The organism is Pseudomonas sp. LBUM1676, from assembly GCF_059695605.1.
In genome coordinates this window covers 3,512,268-3,531,225 of record NZ_CP166777.1, presented here as the reverse complement: position 1 = coordinate 3,531,225, position 18,958 = coordinate 3,512,268, and the positions used below count along the sequence as shown (strand labels likewise).

Here is an 18,958-nt window from a genome sequence, read left to right as displayed (position 1 = left end):
AGACCTGCACAGGCAATGCAATACTCAACTCAACCACCGCTCAAGAGCACGAACCGACTCCAGTGTTTCCAGGTTCCACAACTGCCCAAGCAATTCTCCCGCCTGCTCCCTCGGCATCACCTGTACGGCCAGACTGAAAAGCTTATCCTCCAGCGCCGCATCACTCAACGGATTGCCCGGAGCACCCAGGGGCGGATCGACACAAAGGCTCGCCTGCCGCCCGTCCACGGTCTGCACGCTGACAACAGGCTCGCCATCCTCGGACAGTCGCCGGTCCACTTCAAGTCGGATGCGTGCCATCCACTGGGCAATCCGTGGATCACTGCGGTGCGCCTCGTCATAAGCCTGCAACCGGCAATGGCCATGCACCAGCCGCGCAGCAAGGGCATAGGGCAGGCTCATCTGCGCCGCCGCCAGCGTGCGGACATCCTGAGCACCGCACATGTCTTGAAGAAACCCGCACAACGAAACCTGAATATCCTCGACCTGATCGACGCTGACTTGCAGCTGCTCCATCAACAGCCCCAACGCATCGATTGCCGAATGCGTCCCCCGGCACGCGGCGTAAGGCTTGATCGAGCAGCGGGCGAGCTTCCACACGACGCCCAGCTCGGCATCGAGTGCTGCAGGGTCCGAGGTCACGCCAGCCAGGGTTCTGAGAAACCCGCCCCACACATCCTCGAATAACTTGTTCGGCCCGCTGATGCCTTGTTGGGCAAACCGCGCCGCAAGCAATCCGCCTTCGGCCGCGCGACCGCTGTGCAATTTTTTACTCTGCGAACCGTCATGGATGAAAGCCCACAGGCCACCGCTGAAACTGCCGGCAATGCCCAGTGCCGACACGGTCTGCGCGGCATCCAGTCCGAGAATCCGCGCACTGGCCGCCGCCGCGCCGAACACCCCGCAGGTCGCGGTCGAATGCCAGCCGGCGCCGTTGTGTGCCGAATATCCGCCGCAGGCTTCAAGCACGCGACGGCCGACTTCGTAACCGATGACCACTGCGGTAATCAACTCTCGGCCGCTGACCGGCTCCGTCTGCATCGACACGGCGGACATGACCGCCGGCAGCACCACCGCGCCGGAGTGATCGCAGCCGCCAGTGTCATCGAGTTCCAGCGCATGGGCGGCGACCCCGTTGAGCATCGCCGCCTGGGCGGCACCGACCCGAAGATCGGTACCCCAGACCAGCGTGTCGCCCGTTTCACCGACGAACACCTGACGTGCTTGCTTCGCCACCTCGCTATCAGCCCCAGCCAAGGTCGCGCCAAAGGTATCGAGAATGTGCCGTTTCGCTTGCGCCACCAATGCCGGCGGCAAATCTTCGAATCGGGTATCGACGCAAAACTGCGCCAGTCGCTGCATGCGTTCTGTCATAGGAGGTAATCCCGATAATGCCGCTCGTACACCGATGCCGGATGATCCCCGGTTACCGGTGTTGCCGAATCCACCCACCACTGCGCAACTTCGGCACCGGTGGCGATCCACACGTCCTCATGCCGCTGAATGCTCGCAAGCAACTCGCGGAGCACGCCGATCCGCCCCGATGTGGCAATGATTTCCGGGTGCAGCCGCAGCACATAACAGAGGCCGAACCGGTGAAAACCGGCGAAGTCCATTTGCAGGTTGCCCAGGGTGTGGCTGTAAGAGGCGATCCGCGATTGCGCCTGTGGCACGGCAGGGCTGAGGTTGAAGGCGAAGTAGGGTTCGTCTTCCAGCTCATAGTGCAGCGGCAGTTCGATGACCTCGGGCGCGGTCGGATGAGCAAATGGCAAATCATCGCCACGCCACGACGACGACCAGCGGATGCCGTGGTCACGCAATGCCTCGATGAACCCCGGTGCACCATTGCCGGCCGGGATGCGAAAGCCCGTCGGTAGCTGGCCGGTCAGCGCCTTCAAGGCCTCGCCACCCCGGGCGATCTCGGCGCTCTGTTCGTCCAGGTTCAGGCTGTCGTAGTTCTGGTGGCGGTATCCGGCGCAGGCAATTTCGTGCCCACCGGCCTGGATCGCCCGGATGTGTTCCGGGTTTTCCTCGGCGACGATGCCGGGAACAAACCAACTGCTGGAAACGCCGAGCTCGGCGAACAGACCGAGCAAACGGTCGACGCCGCGCTGGCTACCATAACGCCAGACCGACAGCGTCTTGTCGCGCCCGGCGACTTCCGGGGCCTGGGTGAGGATGCCGTGGATGTCGTTGTAATCGACGGTCAGCACCACGGCGCAGCGGTAACCTTCGGGCCAGACAGCGCAATCAGCCATGGTGATGCTCCTTCAGCCACCACCGGGCGACATCGCGGCAGGTGGCGAACCAGACGTCGTCCCGTTGGCGCATGTGTTCGAAGAGTTTTTCCAGCAACAGGATGCGCCCCGGTTTGCCGGTAATCTTGGGATGGAACAGGGTAGTCAGGCACAAGCCTTCGTTCATCGCGCCGTCGTATTCGCGGCACCAGTTGTCCAGCGTCAGTTCGTAGCTGGCGGTGCGGTCCAGCCCCGAAGGAAAATTTGGCGCACGGGTGTAGGCAATGGAGGCGTAGTCGTCCATTTCCCAGCGGCCGGGGATTTCCACCAGGGGTGTTTGATGGCCGGGCACTTTCACCAGGTACGGCCGGTCATCGCCGCGCATGCTGCTGGAGTAGGTCACGCCGGCTTCGACCAGCATGGCCGGCGTTTCCGCTCGCCAGTCGCCGGACGGGGTGCGAAAACCTTCGGCGCGGATGTGCAGGTACTTCCAGAACACTTCGCGGGATGTGTTCATCACGTCCTTTTGCTGGTCCAGCGTCAGGGCGTAAAAGGATTCGTGTTTGTAGCCGTGGTAAGCCACCTCATGCCCGCGCTCGACAATCGCTTGGCATTGTTTCGGCCAGTTCTCCACGACCCAGGCCGGGACGAAAAACGTCGTCGGGATCCGGAACGCGTCGAGCAGGTCGAGGATCCGCGGCAGCGCCCGATAGGGGCCGTAGCCACCGAAACCGAAGTACTCGGGCTTGCGCCAGATCGAGCCATTGAGCATGGCATCGCCGGTGGGGCCATCGAGGTCGAAGGCCAGGGCGAGGCAGGCCTTGTGCTGGTCGGGCCAGGTGGGGTGTGGCGAGGAGGACATTGTGGTGCTCCATTCATCTATAGATAAACGTGATCCCTGGTAGGAGCTGGCTTGCCAGCGAAGACGGCGGCACATCCAACATCAATGGTGCCTGGCATGACGCCTTCGCTGGCAAGCCAGCTCCTACAAGTATTGGGTGCCTTAAGAGTCTGGATCGACATCGGACCCTGTGGGAGCGAGACCGGCTTGCCGGCGAAGAGGCCGGCACATCCAGCATCGTTGTCGCCTGGCAGACCGCTTTCGCGAGCAGGCTCGCTCCCACATGAGGCATCCCCAGGATCCTTATTTCCCGGCGTTGATGGTCACGGTTTTGATCGCGCCCAATTCCAGGTCCCACTTTTTCAGGATTGTCTGATAGGTCCCGTCATCGATCATGCTCTGTAACGCCACCTTCAGTGCTTCGCTCAGCTCAGGCTTTTTCTTGCTCACGCCCAGACCGGTGAACTGCTCGGAGATCGGCAGGCCGACGGTCTTGTACATGTCCTTTTCCTGAGTCTTGAGGTACGACAAGGTCTCGCTGCCCTGCATCGCCGCATCGATACGGCTCTGGCGCAGTTGCGCCCGGGCGTCGGCCGAGCCTTCGGTGCCGATCACATTGATGGCAGGTTTGCCGGCGGCTTCGCAATTGGCCTTGCTCCACTCGGCGATTTCCGCCGGGAAGGTCGTGCGACGGCTGGTGCCGACTTTCTTGCCGCACAGGTCGATGATCTCGTTGGTGTCCTTGTTCTTCTGCAGGGTGTAGAACTGCGGACCGCTGGTGAAATAGTCGACGAAGGTCACGCTGGCCTGGCGTTCGGCAGTGTCGGTCATGCCCGACATCACCATGTCCACGCGGTCGGTGGTCAGGGCGTTGATCATTTGCTCGAAGCCGGTTTCCTGCCATTTGATCTTCACACCCAGGCGCTCGGCCAGGGCGTTGCCCAGGTCAACGTCGAGACCGGTGAGGGTATTGGTGGCCGGGTCCTTGAAATCCATCGGCGGGTAGTTCGGCATGATCGCTACCACGACCTCGCCTTTTTCCTTGATGCTGGCCGGTAGCTCGGCGGCGAAGGTGAAGCCTGAAGCCATGACGCCTGCGAGTACTGCTGGGATAACTATGTTCTTCATGGTCGTTCTCTTATGAGTGTTGTGAGCGGCTCTTGTTTTCCAAGCACGGCCCTTAGGTTCGAACGGCAGAAATGAAGCTTTGGGTGCGCGGGTTTTGCGGACTTATTAGTATTTCTTCGGGGCTTCCAGCCTCCACGATCTGCCCGCCGTCCATGAACACCATGCGGTTGGATACTTCGCGAGCGAAGCCCAGTTCATGGGTGACGACGATCATGGTCATGCCGGTCTGCGCCAGATCGCGCATCACCGACAGCACCTCACCGACCAGTTCCGGGTCGAGTGCCGAAGTGGGTTCATCAAACAACATTAGCTTGGGGCGCATGGCCAACGCGCGGGCAATGGCAACACGTTGTTGCTGGCCACCCGACAATTCGATCGGGTAGCTGTTGCGCTTGTCGGCCAGGCCGACGCGGGCCAACAGTTCCACGGCTTCTTCGTGCGCCTCCTTGGGCGAACGCTTGAGCACCTGGCACGGTCCTTCGATGATGTTTTGCAACACAGTCATGTGCGGGAACAGATTGAAGCGCTGGAACACCATGCCGGTGGACAGGCGTTGGCGGGCGATCTGCGACTCGTTGAGCTCGTACAGCTTATTGCCGGCGATGCGGTAACCCACCAGCTCGCCGTCGACCCACAGGCCACCCTTGTCGATTTTTTCCAGCTGGTTGATACACCGCAGCAAGGTGCTTTTGCCGGAGCCGGACGGGCCGATGATGCACAGCACTTCGCCTTGCTCGACTTCGATGTTGACGTCCTTGAGCGCGTGGAAATGGTCGTAGTACTTGTTCAGGCTCACGGCCTTGACGATGTTTCTCATGTCGGACTCCTCAAGAACGCTTGCCGGCGCCGCGAGCGAAACGACGCTCCAGACGGCTTTGGCCGAAAGACAGCACGGTAACCGTGGCCAGGTACCAGATGCCGGCGACGATCAGCAGCTCCATCACCCGGGCATTGGCGTAGTAGATGTTCTGGGCGTTGTAGAGCAGCTCCGAGTACTGGATGACACTCGCCAGGGACGTCATTTTGACCATGCCGATGAATTCATTGCCGACTGGCGGAATGATGACCCGCATGGCCTGGGGCAGGATGATCCGGCGCAGCGCTTGCAGACGCGGCATGCCGATCGACTTGGCGGCTTCGTACTGGCCGGTGTCCACCGACAACAGGCCGGCACGCACCACTTCGGCGGTGTAGGCGCCCTGGTTGATGCTCAAGCCGAGCAGGGCGGCCACGAACGGCGTCATCAGGCTTACGGTGTCCATCTCGAACAGGCCGGGGATGCCGATGGTGGGGAAGATCAGCGCCAGGTTGAACCACAACAGCAGTTGCAGGATCAGCGGCGTACCGCGGAACAGCCAGGTGTAGGTCACCGCCACGTACCGCAGGATCGGGTTGGCCGACATGCGCATGATCGCCGTGATCACGCCGAAGACAATGCCCAGGGCCATCGCCAGTACTGCCATGACGATGGTATTGAGCAGGCCCCACATGATCGCCTGGGAGGTGAGGAACTGGCCGATGTACGACCATTCGATCTTGCCTTCGGCGAAGGCCCTTACCAGCCCGAGAAGGGCGATGACGATCACGGTGGCGAAGAAAATCCGCCCGTAATAACGCCGCGGCACATGGTGGTACTGGGTGATATCGAACTGGTTTTCCGCCAGTTTGCGCTCCGCCTGGAGTCGTTCTGCCTGAGTCTGGCTCATGTTGGTTCTCCGTACACTTTGTTAATCAGGCCAACTACAATCCCTGTGGGAGCGAGCTTGCTCGCGATGGCGGCGTTACATTCGATATCAATGTTGACTGACCCACCGCTATCGCGAACAAGCTCGCTCCCACAGGTTTTGTGTTCTGCTTCAGAGCCGGAAACCTTGATAGTTCTCGGTCCATTCTTGCTGCGCGGCGAGGGCGGTCTTCAAGCGGCCGATCTGCTCGCGCACCTGCTGCGGCGCGGTACCACCCCAACCACTGCGGGCGGCGATGGCGGCTTCCAGGGTCAGGCTGTCGCGCACCTGCGCCGTCAGGCGCGGATCGATTTCCGCCAGCAGCGCCGGGGACGCTTCCCACAATTCGATGTCGTGCTTCTCACAGGCCTGGACCAGCGCACCGGTGATTTCGTGGGCCTCCTTGAACGGCACGCCGCGCATCGCCAGCCAGTCCGCAACTTCGGTGGCCAGGGTGAAGCCCAGCGGGGCCTGGCGGCGCAGCTCTTGGACGTTGACCTTCATGGTCGCGACCATGCCCGCCATGGCCGGCAGCACCAACAGCAAGGTGTCGACGCTGTCGAGCACGCCGTGTTTGTCTTCGCTCAAGTCGCGGTTGTACGACAGCGGCAGGGATTTAAGCGTAGACAGCAGGCCGGTCAGGTTGCCAATCAGGCGCCCGGCTTTGCCCCGGGCCAGTTCGGCGATGTCCGGGTTCTTTTTCTGCGGCATGATCGAACTGCCGGTGGCGTAGGCATCGTCCAGTGCGACCCAGCGGAATTGGCGGGACGACCACAGACAGAACTCTTCAGCGAGGCGAGAAATGTTGACGCCGAGCATGCTGGCGATGAACAGGAATTCGGCGACGTGATCGCGGCTGGCCACGGCGTCGATGGAGTTTTCGCAGACACCGCTATAGCCCATTTCCCTGGCCGACTGCTGAGGCAGGCGAGCGATGGCGGAGCCGGCCATGGCTGCCGCACCGAGTGGCGACAGCGAGGTGCGCACGTCCCAGTCCACCAGGCGCTGCACATCACGCAGCATCGATTGGGCATGGGCCAGCAGGTGGTGGGCGAAGACGATCGGCTGCGCCTGCTGCAGGTGGGTGAAACCCGGGCAGATGCTTTCGACGTGTTGCTCGGCCTGATCCACCAAGGCGTGTTGCAGGGCCAGTATTTCAACGGTCAGGGTGCGCACGTGGTCGCGCAGGAACAGCCGCAGGTCGTTGGCGGTCTGGTCGTTGCGCGAACGGCCGGCGCGCAGCTTGCCACCCAGGGCGCCGAGGCGTTCGGTCAGCAGGCGCTCGATGAAGGTGTGGACGTCTTCGTCGTCCAGGGTCGGTGCAATGTTACCGGCGCGAAAGTCATCGCCGATACCTTGCAGGGCGTCGAGCATGGTCGAGGTCTCTTCCTCGCTCAGCAGCCCGGCGCGCTGCAGTTCACGGGCGTGGGCCCTGGAACCGGCGAGGTCATACGGGGTGAGGCGGAAATAGCGCTCGGGGCATCGGGACAGGGCCGCCAGGGCTTCGGACGGGCCACTTTTGAAGCGGGCACCCCAGAGACGGTCGGTGGTTTGAGACATTGTTGTTTTCCTCGTCGTTGCTCGGAAGTAAATGCTGTTGTGCCCAAGGGCTTCGCTGGCACCCCGGCTCCTGCAAAAATCGGTGTGCACAGCCGCGAATGCACGCCGAAATGATCCAGGCGTAGTTAGGGCAGAGCGGTTTTCAAGAGGGCAGTTGCGAAGTGGCGAGAGCTGATCGAATTGTCAGTTTTTAGTTTTGCGAAATCAGTGAGTTGGCACTGAGGTGCGGGATTTATTAGCGGTTGCCAAGCCTGGTTTTCTGTGTTCATTATTATTGGCCAGCTATGTTTTTGTTGTTGGACACAGAGTGTTGAACAGGGCGCCAGAGGTAAATAAGCATTATGGAAACCCCACTTTCCAATTCCGGAAACCCACCGCTGAAAACGTCCCATCGGGCGCCGCTGGCTCTCAGCGGCCTGGACTTCAAACTGTTGAAAGTGTTCAAGGCCGTGGTCGAGGCCGGAGGGTTCAGTGCAGCCCAGAACGAACTGAATGTGGGGCTGGCCGCCATCAGCAAACAGATTTCCGACCTGGAAATTCGCATTGGCATGCGTCTGTGCACGCGTGGCCGGGAAGGCTTTCACCTGACCGAAGAAGGCAGTCTGGTGTACCAGGCGTCAATTGATTTGTTTGCCTCGGTCGATAACTTTCGTGATCGTCTTAGTTCAGCGCAAAACGAACTTGTTGGTGATCTTGGTGTGGGGGTCATAGACAATACGATTTCCGACGCTCATTCGCCGTTAGTTGCTGCGCTTAAACGGATAAACGAAGAGTCGCCCAAAGTAAGGTTCCAACTTCAAACCTCTCAACTGGATGAGGTGGAAAGGGGTGTGGTAGAGGGCCGATTGCTGGCGGGGATTGTCCCGGTTTATCAACGAAGGGAGGAGTTTGATTACTACGCGCTGTATCAAGAGCGCTCCGAGGTTTACTGTGCGATCGGTCATCCGTTGTTCACCTTGCCGGAGGCGGAAATGGGCAGCGATGTGCTCAAGGATTACGAGTGCATCAACCATCGTTACGCCATTCACCGCGACAAACTGAAGTTTGCCCAGTACGACAGTTTTTCGGCCTCGGCGACCCAGGTCGAAGCCGTGGCGCTGTTGATCAAGACCGGTCGTTTCGTAGGCTTCCTGCCCCGGCATTACGCCGCCACGCTGGTGGCCCAGGGGCAATTTCGCGCGGTGCTTCCAGGCCTGATCAACATCGATACCCCGTTCAACTTGATCCTGCGTCACAACACTGTGCGCAGCCCGCTGGTGAAAGCGTTTGCCCGGGCGCTGGGCGTCGACTTGAAGACGCCGGCTTAATCTTCAACCTATGCCCGACAGGAACTAACAGATATGCAGGAACAGCCTGCGGCAGCCCCTGCGGTAACGCATGTAGTTATTGAGCGAGGGCGTGTACCGCCGGCCATTGTTGATACGGAATCGGTAAGTTGCGCGACGCTCCACGCCCCATCGGGAAGTACAGAAAACCGGCGCGCGCCAGGCGTTCGGCGTCATACAAGTTGCGCCCATCGAAGATCACCGGCGCATTGAGTCGCTGCCGGATAAGGTTGAAATCCGGCGCCTTGAACTGTTGCCATTCGGTGCAGATGATCAGCGCATCGGCACCGGACAACACCGATTCGGGCGTGCCCATGAGCATCAACTTTGATTCATCCGGATACAGCTGCTGGATTTCCTGCATGGCCTCCGGATCGAACGCCCGCACGTTGGCCCCGACGGCCCACAGTGATTCCAGCAGCACCCGGCTCGGCGCATCACGTACGTCATCAGTGTTGGGCTTGAATGCCAGGCCCCACAGGGCAAACGTCCTGCCGCGCAACTCGCCTTTGTAGAAGGCATTGATACGCTCGAACAACTTGTGTTTCTGCCGCTGGTTGATCGCTTCCACCGCTTGCAACAGGTCGCTGGAGCAATGGGCTTGTTCGGCGCTGTGGATCAAGGCGCGCATGTCCTTGGGGAAACACGAACCGCCATACCCGCAGCCCGGATAGATGAAGTGGTAACCGATGCGCGAGTCGGCACCGATGCCCAGCCGCACCGATTCAATGTCGGCGCCCAGGTGCTCGGCCAGTTCGGCGATCTGGTTGATGAAGCTGATCTTGGTTGCCAGCATGCTGTTGGCGGCGTACTTGGTCAGCTCGGCGCTGCGCAGGCCCATGAACATGATGCGGTCGTGATTGCGATTGAATGGCGCGTAGAGATCGCGCATCACATCGCGAACGTCATCGCGTTCGCAACCAATGATGATCCGGTCCGGGCGTCGGCAATCGGCCACGGCCGAGCCTTCCTTTAAAAACTCCGGGTTGGAGACGATATCGAACTGCAACAGCCGCCCGACCTTGAGCAGGCACTTGTCGATATGCCCGCGCAACGTGTCGCCGGTGCCCACCGGGACCGTGGACTTCTCCACTAGGATCACCGGTTGTTCGCGATGACGCGCCACCGCCTCACCCACGGCCATTACATGGCGCAAATCCGCCGAGCCATCGTCCCGGGAGGGTGTACCAACGGCGATGAACAGCACCTGGCCATGCTGCACCGCGAGTTTCTCGTCGGTGGTGAACTGCAGCCGTCGGGCGTCCAGGCTGTCACGCACCAGGCTGGCCAGCCCCGGTTCGAAAATGCTCACATGGCCTTGCTGCAACAACTCGACCTTCTGCCGGTCAATGTCCATGCACACCACATCGTGACCCACTTCAGCCAGGACGGCGGCTTGCACCAGACCAACGTAACCGCTACCGAATACACTGATTTTCATGGGGGGCTCCTGTCCGGATCGACACCCTTTCAGGATTAGCAGGGCCATGTTTCAGTTCATCTATCGCCTGGTCCGGCATGATAATTGACTTTCCTGCCCATGACCGGCAGCGTAACCGCCAATTCTTTACCTATCGTTGTGCTTTTTCCTTGCACTTTTCATTCAAGGCCGTTTCGTTTGACTGACTTACCCGCTGCTGTTGCAAATACGCCAAGAACCAATCCACTGACCCTGTACCTGGCGCGCCTGGCACCCTCCAGCCAACTGACCATGCGCTACGTGTTGCAGGACGCGGCCGACCGCCTGGGTTTCGAAGACATGAATGTCGAGGAGATTCCCTGGCATCAGCTGCAACCCGAGGATGTCATTGCGCTGGTCGCCACCTTGCGCACGGACGGCTACGCGCCAAACACCTCTTCGCTGTACGTCAACGCCGTGCGCGGGGTGATGAACGAAGCGTGGCGCATGAGCCTGATCAGTCAGGAGCACTTGCTGAAGATGCGATCGGTCAAGGGAATATCCGGTACACGGCTATCCCAGGGGCGCAACCTGCGGCGCACGCTGATCCAGGAGATGATGGCGGTCTGTGCCGCCGACCCGCGACCACAGGGCTTGCGGGACGCGGCGATCATCGGGATTTTGTACGGTTCGGGGATGCGCAAGTCGGAATCGGTGAACCTGGACCTGAATCAGGTCGATTTCGCCGAACGCAGCCTGCGGGTCACCGCCAAGGGCAACAAGCAGCTGATCAAATACGCGCCAGCCTGGGCCTTTGACAAACTGGACGCCTGGCTGGAGCTGCGCCGCTCGCAACTCAAGGAAGGTGAGGTGGACGATCCTTTCCTGTTCAATCGCATCCGCCGTGGCAGTCACATCACCCGCGAGCGCATCACCAAGCACGCGATCTATTACATTGCCCGGCAACGGGGCGCGCAGGTCGGGGTGAAAATCATGCCCCACGATTTTCGGCGCTCGTTCATTACCCGGGTGATCGAAGAGCATGACTTGTCGATCGCCCAGAAGCTGGCCCATCACAGCAACATCCAGACCACGGCCAACTACGATGTGCGCGATGATAACGAACGACGTCGGGCGGTTGATCGCTTCGACCTTTGATGACCCGGCTTCAGGCTTCGCTCAGGACGTGGGCATGGCCGATCGTCGAGACGTGAACCGCGCTACCCGTGGGCGGTGCATACAAGCCGGAACTGCGCACCATCAAGGATCGGCCTGGCTGTTCGCTGCGAGTCGGCGATTGTAACTCCACCGTCAACGTGCAGGTGTTGCCGCTGAAATCGCGCTCGGTCACCACGGCACGGCAGCCGACCGGCTCTGTCGGGGTCGGCTGGATGCTGACCAACTGCAATTGCTCGGGCCGCAGCATGATCTGCGCGCAACGGTTGTTCCTGTGATTGTTGACCGGGATCCGCCCCAGATCGCAGTGGGCCCAGCCCGCTTCGATCCGGGCGGGCATGACCACCGCGTCGCCGAGAAACAGCGCGGTCTGTTCGTCGTCGGGATAGCGGTAAAGGTCCAGCGGATGGCCCGATTGCACCAGCCGCCCCAGACGCATCACCGCCAACTGGTCGGCAAAGGACAACGCTTCACTCTGGTCATGGGTGACCAGAATGGTGGTGACGCCGGCATCGGCCAGTAGCCGGGCGACCAACTTGCGCATGGCCGAGCGCAAGCCGGTATCCAGTGCCGAAAACGGTTCGTCCAGCAACATCAGGCGCGGCTGTTGGGCCAGGGCTCGCGCCAGGGCCACCCGTTGTTGCTGGCCACCGGAAAGCTCATGGGGCCAGCGCCTGGCCATGCTCGAGTCCAGCGCCACGCTGTCCATCAGCTCGGCGATGCGCTCCTGTTTCTCAACGCCCTTGGTCGACAGCCCGAAGCCGATGTTGGCGGCCACGGTCATGTGCGGGAACAGGGCGCCGTCCTGGGGCACATAGCCAATCAATCGTTGATGTGCCGGTACCTCGTGGGTGTTGTCGACCAGCGTCTGGCCATTGAGCAGCAGGCGACCCGAATCCGGGAACTCGAAGCCGGCGATCATCCGCAGCAGCGTCGTCTTGCCCGAGCCCGAAGGCCCGACAATCACCGTGCGGCTGCCCGTGGGCACCGACAGACTGACGTTTTCCAGGGCCGTTTGCGCGCCGTAGGACTTACTGATCGAGTGCAGTTCGAGAGCGTTCATCGGCCGGCCGTTCGTCTGGATTGGTGATAAAGGATCCCCGTCAATGGCAGCGACAGCACAATCATCAACAGGGCATAGGGCGCAGCGGCGGCGTAATCGATTTCGCTGGTCAGGGCCCAGAACCCGGTGGCCAGGGTGCGCGTACCGTTCGGGGAGAGCAGCAGGGTGGCGGTCAGCTCATTGGTAATCGCCAGAAACACCAGCGCGGCCCCCGCGGCAACACCCGGTGCGGCCAGGCGCAAGGTGATCAGCCATAGCGCCAGGGCGGGTGAGCGACCGAGGCTGCGGGCCATGTTTTCCAACTCGATCGGTGCCTGGGCGATACCGGCACGCAGGCTCACCAGGGCCCGGGGCAAGAACATCAGCAGATACGCCAGCAGCACCGTGATCGTAGTCTGGTAAATCGGTCGGGCGAAATGAATCGTGATGGTCACCAGGGCCAGGGCCACGACAATCCCCGGCAGCGAACTGGTGATGTAGTTGCAGCTTTCCAGGACCCGCTGCAGTCGGCCCGGCGCGCGGATCGACAGCCAGGCAATCGGGATGGCGGCCAGGGTGGTCAGCACCGCGCCGGCGATGCCCAACAACACCGTCTGTTGCAGCGCCGGCAGCAACTCGCTCAGTTGCCAGACGTGCGTGCCGCCAGCGATCAGCCACTTGCCCAGCGTGACTAGCGGCACACCCAGCGCCAGTGTGCAGGTCACGATCTGCAGGGTCAGCGCGAGTGCCGCAGGCACAGTGCGCAGGTGCACGATCCGCTGTTCGCGAGCGCTTCCCGACCCTACCCGGGCATAGCGTGCCTGGCCACGAGCGGCCGATTCGACGGTCAGCATCGCCAGGCAACACAAGGCGAGCACCCCGGCCAGCATGTTGGCGGCGGGGCCATTGAAGGTTGACTTGAACTGATCGAAGATCGCCGTGGTGAAGGTGTCGAAACGGATCATCGCGTACAGGCCATATTCGGCCAGCAAATGCAGCCCCACCAGCAAGGCGCCGCCGCAGATGGCCAGGCGCAATTGCGGCAGCACCACGCGAAAAAACACCGCCCAAGGCTTGAGGCCCAGGGACTCTGCGACATCTTCGATGGTCGGGTCGATCCGGCGCAGGGTCGCCGCGATCGGCAGGTATAGGAATGGAAAGTAGGCAATGACCGAGACCAGGACCCCGGCAAACAGCCCATGGATCGGGGGCACCAGGCTGACCCAGGCGTAACTGTGGACGAAGGCGGGGACTGCCAGCGGCGCGGTGGCCAGCAACGACCACGCGCGCCGCCCCGGCATGTCGGTACGTTCCGTGAGCCAGGCCAGGGCCACGCCAAGGACCACACACAAGGGAATCGTGATCACCACCAGCAACAGGGTATTGATCAATAACTCACCGACCCGTGGCCGCACTATCAGGGGTACAAGGGTCGCCCAGCCGGTCTCGAAGGACACGCCGATGATGAAACCGATCGGCAGCAGTGACAGCAGCGACACCAGCACCGACAACCCGATCACCCACGCACCGGCGCCGCCAGCCAAGAGGCCGCGGGAGCGTCGGCGCAACGGGGGCGGGATCGCCTCAGCGACGTCCGCCGGTAGCGTTTCAGGCATCAATCAGAGCAGTCCGGCCTGAGTCATCAGCTCCACGGCTTTTTTACTGTCGAGTTTTGAAGCGTCGACCTTGGGCGCGTCAAGCTGCTGCAAAGGCACCAGTTTCGGGTTGGAGTCGGCGTTTTTGCCCACCGCGTATTCGAACGAGTTGCCGGTCTTGAGAATGGCCTGGCCGTCTTTACCGGTCACCCATTTGAGGAACGCCTGGGCCTGATCCTTGTGTTTGCTGGAGGCCAGGACGCCGCCACCGGAAATGCTGACAAAGGCGCCTGGATCCTGGTGTTTGAAGTAGTGCAGGGCGGTGTTCTTGCTGTTTTCCCCGGTCTTGGCCTGGTCGCCGAAACGGTAGTAGTGGTAGATCACGCCGCTGTCGATCTGGCCGGCATTGACCGCCTTGAGCACGGCACTGTTGCCCCGGTACGCGGTGAAGTTGCTTTTCATTCCTTTGAGCCACTCGAGGGTCGCGGCTTCGCCCTTGAGTTCCAGCACGGCGGCGACGATTGCCTGGAAGTCGGCACCGGCCGGCGAAGCGCCCCAGCGGCCTTTCCAGTTCGCACCGGCGAGGTCCATCAGCGACTTGGGCAGCTCGGCTTCCGGCAGCTTGCCCGGGTTATAGACGAACACCGTGGAGCGCGCGGCGATGCCCACCCATTTGCCGTGGGCCGGACGGTAAGCGGCGTCGACTTGTTCAAGGGTGGCCGGTGCCACCGCTGCAAACAGCCCGGCGTTGTCCACCAGTACCATGGCCGGGGAATTCTCGGTCAGGAACACATCAGCCGGGGAGGCTGCGCCTTCCTGCACAAGCTGATTGCCCATCTCGGTGTCGTCACCGTTGCGTACGGTGACCTTGATCCCGGTTTCTTTGGTGAAGCCTTCAATCCAGGATTTGGTCAGGCTCTCGTGCTGGGCGTTGTAGACCACAATGCCATCGGTGTCGGCTGCCGACACATGACCGATGCTCAACAGTGCGCTCATCAACACTGCATGTTTAAGAAAAGAAGGAATAGGGGGGATCATGCCGGGGCAGCTCCTGTTTTATTAGAATCATGCACACAGACTTGACCGGGATGGTCGCCAGTTATTGTAGGTCAATACGAATCATTTGCAGGTTTATAGCTGCATCAAATGTGATGTTCGACCTTAGAAATAAACTTCAAGTTATTGATTTTGAAAACAAATAAGTAACTTAAAGTGATTTATCACTTGTTCGATTAATTGGCCTCTCTGGCATCAGGTCGATGGACAGCCTTTCTGTGTCCCGGCCGCCGCCTGGTTGATCTGCGCGGCGAGCCGTTTGACGTTGTTCTGCTGTGCCGCCACCAAATCATCGATGGCGGGTCCCGAAGGCGTTTGCAAGGTGCTGCGGCAAGTGATCAGCGTGTTATCGCCGTCGCCAAGGTTGCGCAGGCGCCATTTGACGTCGATCAGGGCATATTGGCCGGGAATCGAGTCGAAGCGCTGCACATCGAGGCGCACCGACATTTTGCGTCGGGAATTGCTGTTGACCAGTTGATCGGCCAGCGCACTGCGCAATTCATCCACCAGACTCGCGGCCCACCATTGAGTTTCCAGGATCGCCACGCCACTGTTGCCCTGGCGGATGACGATCTGCGGACGATCGACCTGGGGCGGCACGCTGATCGCTTCAATCTGGATATCCGCCACAGCGGCCTTTGACTGGTTGCCCAGCTGGGTCGGGACCAGGGTGTGGAATTGAATCGGATCACTGCGACAAGCGGTGAGCAGTAGCAGCGCGGTGACCAGGGTGATCTTCAGCGGAAAAGCCATGGGTATTGCTCCTGTGTTCAGTTGCGCGGTGGCGCTTGCAGATCCATCGGCGCGGCATTGTTCGGGCGACCGCGCAGCAGCGATTCCGGATGACGTCCCAGGTAATCCGAAAGCTCACGCAAGGAGCGCGACATGCGTCCGAGTTCGTCGAGGGTCTCGGTCAGCTGCTCCCGTTGCGGTGAGTCTTCGGCCAGGGTCGAGCTGGCCGATTGCAGGGTCTTGCTCACGTCCGCCAGGGTGGTTTGCACCCCGGGCAGGGTCTTGGCATTGAATTGGGCCAGGCCTTTGCGCAGTTCGACAAGGTTGCTGTCGAGGTTGCCGGCAATGCGCTCGATCGGCAGTTGGTTGATCTTGTTGACCATGCCCTCGAGTTTTTCCTGCAACTGTTCGAGGCTGCCAGGAATGGTTGGGATAGAGACGGGACGGGCGGTCGGATCGAACACGACTTTCTCCGCCTTGGGGTAGAAGTCGAGTGCGATGTACAGCTGACCTGTCAACAGATTGCCGCTACGGGCCTGGGCCCGCAGACCGTTATCGATGAAAGTGCCCATCAGCCGTACGCCCGCGGCTTCGTCATTGGGGTCATGCTTCAAGGCTTCGAGCATTTTCAGATGAGCCTGACCCAGGCGTTGCGGGTAGACCACAATGCCGACATTGACCGGGAAGCTGCGTTTCTTGGCGTCGAAATCCAGATTGACCGACACCACTCTGCCAAATTCGATGCCCAGGAATTCCACCGGCGCACCGACCTTGAGCCCGCGCAAGGCCTGATCGAAACGCAAACTCAGGTATTGCCCCTTGCCACTGGGCGGGGCGAGGGCGGTTTGCTGGTCTTCGAACAGCTCGAAGGCTTTCTCTTCTCCGGCCGGCTTGTCGTTGGGGCTATATTCCGGAGCACGGAAGGCAATGCCACCGACCAGGATCGACGACAAGGATTCGGTCTTCACCGCAAAGCCGTTGGCGCCGACATTGACGTCGATCCCGCTGGCGTTCCAGAACCGGGTGTTGTCGGTGACGTAGGCATCGTTGGGGGCATGGATGAACACTTCGATGTTCACCCCTTTACCGTCGGCGTCCAGGGCATAGGCCACCACCTGGCCGACCGGAATCTTGCGGTAGTAAACCGGCGAGCCGATGTCCAGCGAGCCGAGGTCCTGGGTATGCAGGGTAAAGCGCTTGCCCGGTTCGCCGTAGGTAATGGGCGGCGGGTTTTCCAGGCCGGTAAAGTTTTTCGAGCGGGTATTGGACTGGCCGATGTCGGCGCCGATGTAATCCCCGGAGAGCAGGGTGTCGATACCCGACACCCCGCCGGCCCCGATACGCGGCCGCACCACCCAGAACTGCGAGTCTTCGCGGGTGAAGCTTTCCGCCTGCTTGGCCAGTTTGACGGTGGCGTTGACACTTTTCTGGTCGTCGCTCAATTCCACGTCGGACACCACCCCGATCACCACGTTGCGGTATTTGACCTGGGTCTTGTTGGCGGTCAGGCCGCTGCCGGTCTTGAAGGTCACGGTAATGGTCGGCCCTTCCTGCATCATGCTGTGCACCACCAGCGAGATACCGACCAGTACGGCGACGATGGGCACGATCCAGACCAAAGAAACACTGAAACGGCGGGTCTTGATTGGGGCATGGCCGGGGGCCTGCGGCCCGTCAGTGGCTTGCGACTTCATCCATGACCTCCTGATTTGGTGGGTTGTTGCGCTGTTTATCCAGGTCTTTATCCCAGATCAGACGTGGGTCGAAACTCATGGCAGAGAGCATGGTAAACACCACCACCAGGCCAAAAAACAGAATGCCCAGACGCGGTTCGATGTCGCCCAGGGCCTGGAACTTGACCAGCGCCGCGACCAGTGCGACGACGATCACGTCGAGCATCGACCAGTAGCCGATCAGTTCGACAAAACGATAAAGCTTCGATCGTTCCTTGCGCGCCCATTGGCTGTTGCGCTGCACGGTGACCAGCAGCATGGTCAGGGCCACAAACTTGACGCCCGGCACCGCGATGCTGGCGATGAAGATGATCAGGGCGATGTCCCAGGCACCGTGCTGCCAGAAATCCAGCACGCCGGCCATGATGGTGCTGTCGGAACCGGAACCGAGCATGGTGGTCTTCATGACCGGCAGCAGATTGGCCGGCACGTAAAATATCAGCGACGCCAGCAGGTAGGCCCAGGTCCGGGTCAGCGAGTTGACCTTGCGTCGGTGCAGCGGCGCACCACAGCGCTCGCATTGGTGAGGGTCATGGCTGATGTCACAGGCCAGGCCGCAGCTATGGCACAGGCACAGGTTGAGTTCGCTGGCGACCGGAGGCGTGTTCATAAGATGTCCCACAGGTCACGGATGTCGCGCCCGGCGATGCGGATCATCATCAGGCTGAGCACAGCCAGGGCGAACAGACCGATACCGGGCAACACGTCGAGCAGCCCGGCGAGCTTGAACACCGCGACCATGGCCCCCAGCAGACAGACTTCCAGCATGCTCCAGGGCCTGAGGGTTTCCAGCCAGCGCATGCAAAAACTGAAACCGGGTGAGCGCCGGTTCGCGAGGGCGTAACTCAGGACCCAGATCAGCAGCAACAGCTGGAACACCGGCGCGATGATCATCGAAATCGCCGCCACCAGCGCAATGAAGGTGATCGGACCCTGGCTCAGGGCCAGCACCGAATCCCAAAGCGTGGCGCTGTTGTTCAGGCCTTTGAGGCTGATGCTCATTACCGGGTAAAAATTGGCGAAAGTCCACAGCACAGCCGCGGTATAGGTCAACGCCAGGCGCTGCTCCACCGACAGGCCGTTATAGCGCTGGAGCACGCCGCCGCAGCGTGAACACAGGGTTTTTTGATGTTTGGCGAGCGTGACTTTTTCATACACGCAATCGCAGTGCTCGCAGATGATCAGTTGGTCAGTCGTAGCCATAGGCCGCACTCGCCAGGAGACAGGAAATTCAGAGCACCTCCTCAATATAGAAGTGCCTTGCGATTGAGCAAATCGAAAGGTGCAATTGCCTGTTTGACCGCGTCATCGTTCTTCGCGAGCAGGCTCGCTCCCACATTGGATCCTCGTGAACACAGCCCGTGTGCACGAAGGAGATCCCTGTGGGAGCGATCTTGCTCGCGAAAGCGG

Annotated in this window: 17 protein-coding genes; 2 read left to right on the top strand and 15 right to left on the bottom strand. The window is 60.8% G+C overall.

Features of this window, described 5'->3' with window-relative positions:
* Positions 1-24: 24 nt before the first annotated feature.
* From ACA041_RS16315 to argH, 7 genes are all read right to left on the bottom strand, one after another.
* A complete protein-coding gene (locus ACA041_RS16315; protein ID WP_497433811.1) occupies positions 25-1,374 on the bottom strand; it encodes an MmgE/PrpD family protein in 1,350 nt (449 codons plus the stop codon).
* Positions 1,371-2,258 (bottom strand): polysaccharide deacetylase family protein, encoded by an 888-nt coding sequence (locus ACA041_RS16310; protein WP_497433807.1) that lies wholly within the window; start codon positions 2,256-2,258, stop codon positions 1,371-1,373. The genes ACA041_RS16315 and ACA041_RS16310 overlap by 4 nt, the downstream gene beginning before the upstream one ends.
* Positions 2,251-3,099, bottom strand: coding sequence for a polysaccharide deacetylase family protein (locus tag ACA041_RS16305; RefSeq protein ID WP_497433802.1), 849 nt, complete (start codon positions 3,097-3,099; stop codon positions 2,251-2,253). The genes ACA041_RS16310 and ACA041_RS16305 overlap by 8 nt, the downstream gene beginning before the upstream one ends.
* A gap of 282 nt (positions 3,100-3,381) precedes the next feature.
* A complete protein-coding gene (locus ACA041_RS16300) occupies positions 3,382-4,206 on the bottom strand; it encodes an ABC transporter substrate-binding protein (RefSeq protein WP_497433800.1) in 825 nt (274 codons plus the stop codon).
* A gap of 52 nt (positions 4,207-4,258) precedes the next feature.
* A complete protein-coding gene (locus tag ACA041_RS16295) occupies positions 4,259-5,023 on the bottom strand; it encodes an amino acid ABC transporter ATP-binding protein (protein ID WP_368991016.1) in 765 nt (254 codons plus the stop codon).
* Between the two features lie 10 nt (positions 5,024-5,033).
* On the bottom strand, positions 5,034-5,912 hold the full coding sequence (locus ACA041_RS16290) for an amino acid ABC transporter permease (protein WP_497433798.1): 879 nt from the start codon (positions 5,910-5,912) through the stop codon (positions 5,034-5,036).
* A 150-nt stretch (positions 5,913-6,062) separates the two neighbouring features.
* On the bottom strand, positions 6,063-7,490 hold the full coding sequence (gene argH, locus ACA041_RS16285; RefSeq protein ID WP_497433793.1) for an argininosuccinate lyase: 1,428 nt from the start codon (positions 7,488-7,490) through the stop codon (positions 6,063-6,065).
* A 341-nt stretch (positions 7,491-7,831) separates the two neighbouring features.
* Between argH and ACA041_RS16280 the strand changes: the two genes are divergently transcribed.
* The gene (locus tag ACA041_RS16280; protein WP_497433789.1) at positions 7,832-8,797 is read left to right on the top strand and encodes a LysR family transcriptional regulator; all 966 of its coding nucleotides are present in this window, start codon (positions 7,832-7,834) and stop codon (positions 8,795-8,797) included.
* 76 nt (positions 8,798-8,873) lie between these two features.
* Here ACA041_RS16280 and ACA041_RS16275 read toward each other — a convergent pair whose 3' ends face one another.
* The gene (locus ACA041_RS16275) at positions 8,874-10,256 is read right to left on the bottom strand and encodes a UDP-glucose dehydrogenase family protein (protein WP_497433785.1); all 1,383 of its coding nucleotides are present in this window, start codon (positions 10,254-10,256) and stop codon (positions 8,874-8,876) included.
* Positions 10,257-10,433: 177 nt separating this feature from the next.
* Between ACA041_RS16275 and ACA041_RS16270 the strand changes: the two genes are divergently transcribed.
* The gene (locus ACA041_RS16270; protein ID WP_497433780.1) at positions 10,434-11,372 is read left to right on the top strand and encodes a site-specific integrase; all 939 of its coding nucleotides are present in this window, start codon (positions 10,434-10,436) and stop codon (positions 11,370-11,372) included.
* Positions 11,373-11,382: 10 nt separating this feature from the next.
* Here ACA041_RS16270 and ACA041_RS16265 read toward each other — a convergent pair whose 3' ends face one another.
* The 7 genes from ACA041_RS16265 to ACA041_RS16235 all read right to left on the bottom strand — a co-directional run bounded on the left by ACA041_RS16265 (position 11,383) and on the right by ACA041_RS16235 (position 18,751).
* Positions 11,383-12,453: an ABC transporter ATP-binding protein gene (locus ACA041_RS16265; RefSeq protein ID WP_497433776.1), complete on the bottom strand. Its 1,071-nt coding sequence runs from the start codon at positions 12,451-12,453 to the stop codon at positions 11,383-11,385.
* Positions 12,450-14,048 carry an ABC transporter permease gene (locus tag ACA041_RS16260; RefSeq protein WP_497433773.1) on the bottom strand — a complete coding sequence of 533 codons (1,599 nt, stop codon included), beginning with the start codon at positions 14,046-14,048 and terminating at the stop codon, positions 12,450-12,452. Before ACA041_RS16260 ends, ACA041_RS16265 begins: the two co-directional genes overlap by 4 nt.
* Positions 14,049-14,051: 3 nt before the next feature.
* Positions 14,052-15,065: an iron ABC transporter substrate-binding protein gene (locus ACA041_RS16255; protein ID WP_497433768.1), complete on the bottom strand. Its 1,014-nt coding sequence runs from the start codon at positions 15,063-15,065 to the stop codon at positions 14,052-14,054.
* A 213-nt stretch (positions 15,066-15,278) separates the two neighbouring features.
* Complete coding sequence (locus ACA041_RS16250; RefSeq protein WP_497433761.1) at positions 15,279-15,836, bottom strand: PqiC family protein; 558 nt, start codon at positions 15,834-15,836, stop codon at positions 15,279-15,281.
* 17 nt (positions 15,837-15,853) lie between these two features.
* Complete coding sequence (locus ACA041_RS16245) at positions 15,854-17,509, bottom strand: PqiB family protein (protein WP_497433756.1); 1,656 nt, start codon at positions 17,507-17,509, stop codon at positions 15,854-15,856.
* Positions 17,490-18,158, bottom strand: coding sequence for a paraquat-inducible protein A (locus ACA041_RS16240; RefSeq protein ID WP_497433751.1), 669 nt, complete (start codon positions 18,156-18,158; stop codon positions 17,490-17,492). The genes ACA041_RS16245 and ACA041_RS16240 overlap by 20 nt, the downstream gene beginning before the upstream one ends.
* On the bottom strand, positions 18,155-18,751 hold the full coding sequence (locus ACA041_RS16235; RefSeq protein ID WP_497433747.1) for a paraquat-inducible protein A: 597 nt from the start codon (positions 18,749-18,751) through the stop codon (positions 18,155-18,157). The genes ACA041_RS16240 and ACA041_RS16235 overlap by 4 nt, the downstream gene beginning before the upstream one ends.
* Positions 18,752-18,958: the final 207 nt, after the last annotated feature.

Excerpts from the sequence above, each read along its gene's own strand:
- ACA041_RS16295 (WP_368991016.1), bottom strand. The coding sequence starts at position 5,023 with ATGAGAAACATCGTCAAGGCCGTGAGCCTGAACAAGTACTACGACCAT.
- ACA041_RS16250 (WP_497433761.1), bottom strand. The coding sequence starts at position 15,836 with ATGGCTTTTCCGCTGAAGATCACCCTGGTCACCGCGCTGCTACTGCTC.
- ACA041_RS16300 (WP_497433800.1), bottom strand. The coding sequence starts at position 4,206 with ATGAAGAACATAGTTATCCCAGCAGTACTCGCAGGCGTCATGGCTTCA.
- ACA041_RS16280 (WP_497433789.1), top strand. The coding sequence starts at position 7,832 with ATGGAAACCCCACTTTCCAATTCCGGAAACCCACCGCTGAAAACGTCC.
- ACA041_RS16235 (WP_497433747.1), bottom strand. The coding sequence starts at position 18,751 with ATGGCTACGACTGACCAACTGATCATCTGCGAGCACTGCGATTGCGTG.
- ACA041_RS16240 (WP_497433751.1), bottom strand. The coding sequence starts at position 18,158 with ATGAACACGCCTCCGGTCGCCAGCGAACTCAACCTGTGCCTGTGCCAT.
- ACA041_RS16310 (WP_497433807.1), bottom strand. The coding sequence starts at position 2,258 with ATGGCTGATTGCGCTGTCTGGCCCGAAGGTTACCGCTGCGCCGTGGTG.
- ACA041_RS16245 (WP_497433756.1), bottom strand. The coding sequence starts at position 17,509 with ATGAAGTCGCAAGCCACTGACGGGCCGCAGGCCCCCGGCCATGCCCCA.
- argH (WP_497433793.1), bottom strand. The coding sequence starts at position 7,490 with ATGTCTCAAACCACCGACCGTCTCTGGGGTGCCCGCTTCAAAAGTGGC.
- ACA041_RS16315 (WP_497433811.1), bottom strand. The coding sequence starts at position 1,374 with ATGACAGAACGCATGCAGCGACTGGCGCAGTTTTGCGTCGATACCCGA.
- ACA041_RS16290 (WP_497433798.1), bottom strand. The coding sequence starts at position 5,912 with ATGAGCCAGACTCAGGCAGAACGACTCCAGGCGGAGCGCAAACTGGCG.
- ACA041_RS16260 (WP_497433773.1), bottom strand. The coding sequence starts at position 14,048 with ATGCCTGAAACGCTACCGGCGGACGTCGCTGAGGCGATCCCGCCCCCG.
- ACA041_RS16255 (WP_497433768.1), bottom strand. The coding sequence starts at position 15,065 with ATGATCCCCCCTATTCCTTCTTTTCTTAAACATGCAGTGTTGATGAGC.
- ACA041_RS16275 (WP_497433785.1), bottom strand. The coding sequence starts at position 10,256 with ATGAAAATCAGTGTATTCGGTAGCGGTTACGTTGGTCTGGTGCAAGCC.
- ACA041_RS16305 (WP_497433802.1), bottom strand. The coding sequence starts at position 3,099 with ATGTCCTCCTCGCCACACCCCACCTGGCCCGACCAGCACAAGGCCTGC.
- ACA041_RS16265 (WP_497433776.1), bottom strand. The coding sequence starts at position 12,453 with ATGAACGCTCTCGAACTGCACTCGATCAGTAAGTCCTACGGCGCGCAA.